Source organism: Teichococcus deserti, from assembly GCF_001982615.1.
In the GTDB taxonomy this organism is placed as follows: Bacteria; Pseudomonadota; Alphaproteobacteria; order Acetobacterales; family Acetobacteraceae; genus Pseudoroseomonas; species Pseudoroseomonas deserti.
In genome coordinates this window covers 1-5,489 of sequence record NZ_MLCO01000449.1, presented here as the reverse complement: position 1 = coordinate 5,489, position 5,489 = coordinate 1, and the positions used below count along the sequence as shown (strand labels likewise).

Here is a 5,489-nt window from a genome sequence, read left to right as displayed (position 1 = left end):
CGACAGGCCCCAGGGGAGGCGGACATGTCGCCCCTTTCCCGCCGCGCTGCCCTCGGCGGCCGGGCCGGTCGGCAGCAGGGCCAGGGCGGGAAGGGCGGCGGCGGCGCCGAGGGCAGCGCGGCGGGAAAGGGGCGACATGTCCGCCTCACATGGGGCGGCGGCCGCATCCGCGCCAGCCCCCCCGTCGATCGAGGGAAGGGCCGGGGGTGGCAGGGCGGCGGCCTCGGGCGAAGCCGTCGCGCCGGGTTCGAGGGGTGTCAGAAAATGCTCTGGAACAGGCCCTGGCGGCGGCGCTGGACGACCGGCGTCTCGCCGTCCTCCACGCTGCGGCCGAGGGCGGCGTTCTCGCGCAGGCGCTGCGCCTCGCGGGTCGGGTCGAGCGGCGTGCCGGGCTGCGGCGTCTCGCGCCAGAACATCAGCCGGTCGACCACGCTGCGGTCGGGCTGCTCGAGGCGGGTGGCCTCGGCATCGACGCGCTGGCGGATGTCGCCGGTGGGCGCGGCGCCGGCGCCGGAAGCCTGGCCGGCCTGGGCAAGGAGCGCCGATTCGCCCTGCGAGGCGCTGCGCGCGGCACCCACGCCGAAGGCGGCGCCGGGGGCCAGCACCGCCTCGCCGGCGGCGCGGCCGCGCAGCTCCTGCGGGCGCTGCATGCCCGGCCGCGGCGCGGGCAGGCTGCCCAGCGTCGGCGGCAGCGAGAGCGGCGCCCGGGTGACGACCGAGAACTCGTCCGGCGCGTCGCGGGTGAAGCCAAGCGTGCGCGCCGTGTCCGAGCCGCAGCCGGCGAGCATCAGCCCGCAGGCGATCGGCAGGAGGATGCGCGCCGGAATCCGGATGGGAAGCTGCCTCATGGCGTTTCCTTAGCGGCCTCGCGAGGCCTGAACAAGGCATCGGCAAACAGCACGACGACACCGATCACAATGGCGGCGTCGGCCAGGTTGAAGACGTACCAGTGGAAATCGCCCACCCAGGCATCGGCGAAGTCGACCACGGCGCCGAAGCGGACGCGGTCGATCACGTTGCCGATGGCCCCGCCGACGATGCCGCCCAGCGCCAGGGTGGTCAGGCGGTTCTCGGCGCGGGCGATCCAGCGGACCAGGAAGGCGACGACGGCGAGCGCGATGCCGGCCAGGATCAGCCGGTGCCACAGCGTGTCGCCGGCCAGCAGGCCGAAGGTGACGCCGCGGTTCCAGACCATGGTGAAGTCGAAGCCGGCGCCGCCCAGGTCGAGCAGCTTCACCTGCCCGACCTCGGGCAGGCGCAGCACGTTCAGGATCCACCACTTGCTGGCCTGGTCGGCGACCAGCAGCCCAGCGGCGACGGGCAGGCCGAGCTTCAGGCTCATGCGGCGTCGCGCTGCTCGACCACCGCCTCGCAGCGGCGGCACAGCGTCGGATGCGCGGCCGACTGGCCGACCTCCTCCAGAACCCGCCAGCAGCGGTCGCATTTGTGGCCGGGTGCCGTGGCGAAGACCGTCGCGATGCCGTCCAGCCCGTCGACGGTGAAGGCGCTGTCCGGGGCCGGGGCGTCCGACAGGGTCAGGCCCGAGGTGATGCAGAGCTCCGCCCAGGTCTCGGCCGGCAGCAGCGACAGCGCCTCGGCCGGCAGGTGCAGGCTGGGGGCTGCCTGCAGCGAGGCGCCGATGGTGCCGGCGGCGCGCGCCTTCTCCAGCGCGCCGGTGACCACCCGGCGGATGTTTCTGACGGTCTCCCACTTCGCGGCCAGCGCGTCGTCGCGCCACTCGGCCGGCAGCGTCGGGAAGTCCTGCAAATGAACAGAACCGTCCTCCGAGGGGAAGCGGGCCAGATACGCCTCTTCCGCGGTGAAGGGCAGGGCCGGGGCCAGCCAGGCGGTCAGGCAGCGGTGCAGCGCGTCCAGCACGGTGCGCGCGGCGCGGCGGCGCAGGCTGGAGGCCGCGTCGCAATAGAGGCTGTCTTTCCGGATGTCGAAATAGAAGGCGGACAGATCCGTCGCGCAGAAGGCGTGGATCTCGGGATAGACGCCGTTCCAGTCGTAGTCGGCGGCGGCCTTGCGGATGCGGGCGTCGAGCTCGGTCAGCCGGTGCAGCACCCAGCGCTCCAGCTCCGGCATGTCCGCCAGCGGCAGCGTCTCTTCCGTCTCGAAGCCGGAGAGATTGCCGAGCAGCCAGCGCAGGGTGTTGCGGATGCGGCGATAGAGCTCGGCCTGCTGGGCCAGGATGCCCTTGCCGATGCGCAGATCGTCGGCCGTGTCGGAATTCATCACCCAGAGGCGCAGGATATCGGCGCCGTATTGCTGGGTGACCTCCTGCGGGGCCGTCACATTGCCCAGCGACTTCGACATCTTTCTCCCGGTTTCGTCGAGGACGAAGCCGTGGGTCAAAATGGCCTTGAACGGGGCGAAGCCGTTGGAGCCGACGCTCTCCAGCAGGGAAGAATGGAACCAGCCGCGATGCTGGTCGGAGCCTTCCAGGTAGAGGTCGGCCGGCACCGGCAGGCCACGGTCGCGCAGCACGAAGGCATGGGTCGAGCCGGATTCAAACCAGACATCGACGATGTCCATCACCTGCTCGTAGTCGTCCGGGTTCCGCTCATTGCCGAGGAAGCGCGCGGCGGCGCCCGGCTGGTACCAGGCATCCGCCCCCTCGGCGCGGAAGGCGGCGTCGATGCGGTCCAGCACGGTCTGGTCGCGCAGCGGCTCGCCGTTGCGCTTGTCGACGAAGATGGCGATCGGCACGCCCCAGGCGCGCTGGCGGCTGATGCACCAGTCCGGCCGCGCCGCGACCATCGAGCCGATGCGGTTGCGGCCCTGGTCGGGGACGAAATGCGTCGCGGCGATGGCGGCAAGCGATTTGGCGCGGATCTGGTTGGCATCGTCCATGGCGATGAACCACTGCGGCGTCGCGCGGTAGATGATCGGCTTCTTCGAGCGCCAGCTATGCGGGTAGCTGTGGGTGATGAAGCCGCGGCCCGCCAGGTGGCCCATCTCGGTCAGCGCGGCCCAGACCGGCTCATGCGCCTTGAAGACATGGATGCCGACGAAGCCCGGCGCCTGCACGGTGTAGGTGCCGTCATCGGCCACGCATTCCGGCACGGCGATGCCATGCGCGCGGGACAGGTGGAAATCCTCCTCGCCATGCGAGGGGGCGATATGCACCAGGCCGGTGCCGGCCTCGGTGGTGACATAGTCGCCGGCCAGCAGCGGCACGTCGAAGGCATAGCCGCCCTCGCCCTTCTCCCAGCCGCGCAGCGGATGGGCGGCGAGCGCCCCTTCCAGCTCGGCGCCCTTGAAGATGCGGGAGACGCTGAAGGCGGCCAGGCCCACTTCCTTGGCGAAGGCGCCGATCAGCGCCTCGGCCAGGATGAAGCGCTGGCCGGGGCGGATCAGCGCGTTGCCCTCGGCCACGCCGTCGACCGTCAGCAGCGCGTAGTCGATCTCGGCGCCATAGGCCATCGCCCGGTTGGCCGGGATGGTCCAGGGGGTGGTGGTCCAGATCACCGCCTCGGCGCCGATCAGGTCGGCCGACGCCGCCTTCACGATCGGGAAGCCGGTGTAGAGGATTGCGGACTTGTGGTCGTGATACTCGACCTCCGCCTCGGCCAGGGCGGTCTTCTCGACCGGGCTCCACATCACCGGCCGCAGGCCGCGATAGAGCGAGCCGTTCATCAGGAACTTGCCGATCTCGGCGGCGATCGAGGCCTCGGAGGCGAAGTCCATGGTGGCATAGCGGCCGGCCCAGTCGCCGGCGACGCCGAGGCGCTTGAACTCCTCGCGCTGCACGTCCAGCCAATGGGCGGCATAGGCCCGGCACTCGGCGCGGAAGTCGAGGACCGGGACCGAATCCTTGTCGATGCCGCCCTGATGCTTGCCCTTGGGGTTGCGGTACTCTTCCTCGACCTTCCACTCGATCGGCAGGCCGTGGCAGTCCCAGCCGGGGATGTAGTCGGCATCCCGCCCGGCCATCTGCGCCGCGCGGTTGATCACGTCCTTCAGGATCTTGTTGAGGGCGTGGCCGATATGCAGCCCGCCATTGGCATAGGGCGGGCCGTCATGCAGGACAAACTTCTGCCGCTCGGCCGACTGGGCCCGGACGCGGTCCCAGAGGCCGATCTTCTCCCAGCGGGCCAGCCAGCCGGGCTCGCGCTTGGGCAGGTCGCCCTTCATCGGGAAGGGGGTCTGCGGCAGGAAGACGGTGCCGCGATAGTCGCGGGTGTCCGAGGGGGCCGGCGTGTCGGTGGTCATTCGGGTGTCCATGCCGCCGGGGGCGGGCTTCGTCAGGCAGGGGAAGGGGAGCGCAAGCCAGGGATCCCGGCCCTCGTTCAGAGGACCGGGCGGGTAATTCGCGCCGCAAGCCTGCGCAGCTGAGACCGCGACCCTGCGCGGCGGAGCATCCGGAACATGGCGGGTTTTTGCGACCCGCCGCGTCCAGGGTCAAGCGCCCAGGCAAAAGCCCGGGCGGGGCCCGCCGCCGTCAGATTTCTGAACCACCGCGTTCCGTGCCCGGGCGCGGGGCGCGCGGCATCATCGGCATGCCCTGGCCGGCGCCCCCCCCGATGCTGCCCCCGCCGATGCTGCCAGACGGCGGCGTGCCCGGGGACGGCGAGGGCAGTGGCCGCGGGCCGGGCGCCGGCGCGCCATCGGGCGCCTGCGGCATCCCGGGCGCCGGCTGGATCGGCGAGACCGGGGCGGGGCGCTGTGGCGTCGGCGGCTCGCGCCCGGCGCCCGGATTGGGCGCCGGTGGCGTGGACGGCTGGGGCAGGCCCGGCGCCGGCTGGATCGGCGAGACCGGGGCGGGACGCTGCGGCGTCGGCGGCTCGCGCCCCGGGCCCTCGCGCCCCGGGCCCTGCGGCGGCGCGGCCTGGCCGCCGGGGGCCGGCTCGCGCGTCGAGGGGCCGAAGGGCTGGGTGGCGCCACCACCCCCCTGGGGTGCCTGGACATTGCCGCCGCCCGGGGCGGGGACGGCGCCGCGCACCAGCCGGTCGGCCATGCTGGCGATGAAGGCGATTTGGGCGCGGTTCACCAGCGCCTCGGTCTCGGTCCTGAACGGCGTGCTCAGATAGATCGAGACCAGGAAGCCATTGGCCACGGTGACGCAGCGGCGGTTCATCAGCCGCTGCTGCTCGGGCGTCACCCGCTCCTCGTTGGCGCGGCGCTCCAGCTGGCCGCAGGTCAGCAGCGGGCCGTTGCGCACGCTCAGCGCATGGGTGATCAGCGGCGCGGTGTAGTAGCGGCTGCCCAGCGCCCGGGTGCCTTCGCGCAGATCCTCGGCCATGGCGACTAGCGCCTCGGCGCGCGACCGTTCGGTGACGCCGTCGGCGGCCGGCGGCCCGGGCAGCCGGCCGACCAGCACCAGCGCCCGGCCGACCGGGCCGGTGTAGGTGGCGCTGAGCTGCTCGGCGTTCTCGGGCGCCTGGCGGTGCAGCCGCTCCATCCGCAGCAGGTTGTCCGGCAGGCGGCGGGCATAGTCCTCCAGGCTGGTCGGCATGACGCTGCGCGGCACCGGGGCGGAGGGG

The 5,489-nt window shown here is 72.5% G+C and carries 3 protein-coding genes and 1 pseudogene; all 4 read right to left on the bottom strand.

Annotated features, from left to right (window positions below; translation table 11 throughout):
- Positions 1-257: 257 nt before the first annotated feature.
- The gene (locus BKE38_RS28760; RefSeq protein ID WP_076960547.1) at positions 258-848 is read right to left on the bottom strand and encodes a DUF3035 domain-containing protein; all 591 of its coding nucleotides are present in this window, start codon (positions 846-848) and stop codon (positions 258-260) included.
- Positions 845-1,342 (bottom strand): signal peptidase II, encoded by a 498-nt coding sequence (gene lspA / locus BKE38_RS28755; protein ID WP_076960546.1) that lies wholly within the window; start codon positions 1,340-1,342, stop codon positions 845-847. The genes BKE38_RS28760 and lspA overlap by 4 nt, the downstream gene beginning before the upstream one ends.
- Positions 1,339-4,218 (bottom strand): isoleucine--tRNA ligase, encoded by a 2,880-nt coding sequence (gene ileS / locus BKE38_RS28750; protein WP_076960545.1) that lies wholly within the window; start codon positions 4,216-4,218, stop codon positions 1,339-1,341. The genes lspA and ileS overlap by 4 nt, the downstream gene beginning before the upstream one ends.
- A gap of 229 nt (positions 4,219-4,447) precedes the next feature.
- Positions 4,448-5,489: pseudogene (locus BKE38_RS32585) on the bottom strand (hypothetical protein); the annotation flags it as partial.